General features: G+C 73.6%; 1 protein-coding gene. It reads right to left on the bottom strand.

Annotated elements, in window-relative coordinates:
- Positions 1-2,421: beta-ketoacyl synthase N-terminal-like domain-containing protein (locus AN218_RS11420; protein ID WP_141747532.1), on the bottom strand; the 2,421-nt coding region annotated here is incomplete at both ends.

The following is a 2,421-nucleotide window of genomic DNA, read 5'->3' as shown; positions in this document are numbered from 1 at the left end:
CCGTCCTGATTCACCGCAGACCCACGCACCACCGCAAGAACGTTGTGACCGTTGCGACGCGCATCCGACAACCGCTCCACCACCAGCACACCCACCCCCTCGGACATTCCGAAGCCGTCGGCGTCGGCGGAGAACGCCTTGGAGCGGCCGTCGGGAGACAGTGCGCGCTGCCGGCTGAACTCGATGAACATGCCCGGTTCGGCCATGACCGTGGCGCCGGAGGCGAACGCGAGGTCGCACTCGCCCTGGCGCAGGGACTGGCACGCCAAGTGCAGCGCGACCAGCGACGAGGAACAGGCCGTGTCGACGCTGACGGCCGGACCCTCCAGGCCGAGCAGATAGGAGAGCCTTCCGGAGACCACGCTGGAGGCGGTGCCGGTCAGCACATAGCCCTCCAGTTCGGAGCTGGCCTGGTGCAGGGGCTGGCCGTAGGGCAGGTTCATCACGCCGGTGAACACCCCGGTACGCGAACCGCGCAGGGTGGTGGGGGCGATTCCGGACCGCTCCAGCGCTTCCCAACTGGTCTCCAGCAGCAGCCGCTGCTGCGGATCCATCGCCAGCGCCTCACGCGGCGAAATACCGAAGAACCCCGCGTCGAAGCGGTCGACGCCGTCGAGCAGGCCCGCTTCGCGCTGGTAGAAGGTGCCCGGCCGGCCGGCGTCCGCGTCGTACAGGGCCTCCAGGTCCCAGCCGCGGTCGTCGGGGAACGCGGCGATCGCGTCGCGCCCCCCTTCCAGCAGCTCCCACAGGTGCTCGGGCGAGTCCGCGCCGCCGGGCAGACGGCAGGCCATGCCGACGATCGCTATCGGGTCGTCCTGGTCGACGGGCGCACCCACGGCGGTGTCGGGGAGCGCTTCGGCCTCGCCGAAGAGGCGACGGTGCATCTCCTCCGCGAGGGCCTCCGGGGACGGGTGGTCGAAGACGGCGGTCGCGGGCAGACGCAGACCCGTCGCCTCGTTGACGCGGTTGCGCAGCGCGAGGGCGCCCAGTGAGTCCACGCCGAGCGAGCGGAAGTCCGCTCCGGGGCGGACGGAGCCGGAGGTGCCGCCGCCCGGCAGTCCGGCGAGCTGCTGAACCACCACGTCCAGCAGTTCGGCGAGCCGCCGGGCGGGCTCCAGCGGCAGCAGCCGTTCCCGCAGCCCGCCGTCGCCCGCCGCGGTGTCCTCGGTGTCGCTCTCCAACCGGTAACCGGGCAGCGCGACGCGCCCCGCTCCGGCGAGTACCGCGGCCCAGTCAGGAGTCGCCCCGTGCGCGTGTGCGCCGGCGAGGGCACGCAGATGGCCGTCGATGCCGTCGTCGTCCCGCCGCATGGTGTCCAGCACCACGGCGTCCAGGTCGGCGTGCGCGACGGTGTCCTCGGCGCCGGGGGTGAGCACGGGGTGCGGGCCCATCTCGGCGAACAGCCGGTGGCCGTCGTGCAGCGCCTGCGTCATGGCCTTCTCGAACCGGGCGGTGCCGCGCAGGCTCCGGTACCAGTAGGCGGCGTCGAGGGTGCCGGTGCCGACGAGGCCGCCGACCGCGGAGGCGTACATCGGCACGTCGCCGGTACGCGGGCGGATCGGGGCGAGTTCCCGCAGCATGTAGTCGCGGACCTCGTCGATCTGCCGCGAGTGGGCGGCGATGCCGATCGGGAGGAGGCGGCTGCGCACGCCGCGTTCCGCCAGCTTCACGGTGAGGGCGGCGGCGGCCTGCGGGTCGCCCGAGACGACCGTCGCGCGGGGGCCGTTGACCACCGCGACCTCCAGGTCGAGCGCCCATTCGGCGAGCAGTGCCTCGGTCTCCTCGGGGGACAGGGCCACGGCGACCATCTCGCCCCGGCCCTGGATCAGCGCCTGGGCCTTGCTGAAGGCGGTGACCAGCAGGGCGCCGTCCTCCAGCGACAGGCCGCCCGCGACGGTGGCGGCGGCGATCTCGCCCAGGCTCTGGCCGACAACGGCCGCGGGGTGCACGCCGTGGGCGCGCCACAGGCCGGCCAGGGAGACCATGACCGCGAACATCGCGGGCTGGACCACGTCGATGCGGTCCATCGGCACCTCGCCGGACAGCACGCTGTGCAGCGGCACTTCGGTGTATTGCCGCAAGGCCCGGTCGCAAGCGTCGAGTTCGTCCCGGAAGTGCTCGCTCTCCTCCGCCAGCCGGCGGCCCATGCCGACCCACTGGCCGCCCTGGCCGGGGAAGAGGAAGACCATCGGCCGTTCCTCCGCCACCGTGCCGTGCACCGCGTCGGCGGGCTGGTCGCCGGCGGCCACGGCGCGCAGGGCGGTGAGCTGTTCGTCGTGGCTCCCGCCGGGCAGCGCGAGGCGCCGTGGCCAGACGGTGCGCGAGGTGAGCTGTGTGAACGCCACGTCGGCCGACGCGGTTTCGGGGTGGTCGGCGAGGTGCGCGGCCAGCCGGGCCGCGTGGTCGCGCAGGCCGGCCTCG

It is taken from the genome of Streptomyces nanshensis, assembly GCF_001751255.1.
Classification (GTDB): domain Bacteria; phylum Actinomycetota; class Actinomycetes; order Streptomycetales; family Streptomycetaceae; genus Streptomyces; species Streptomyces nanshensis_A.
Note: the sequence above shows the minus strand (reverse complement) of the source record. Positions and strands in the feature narration are given on the sequence as shown.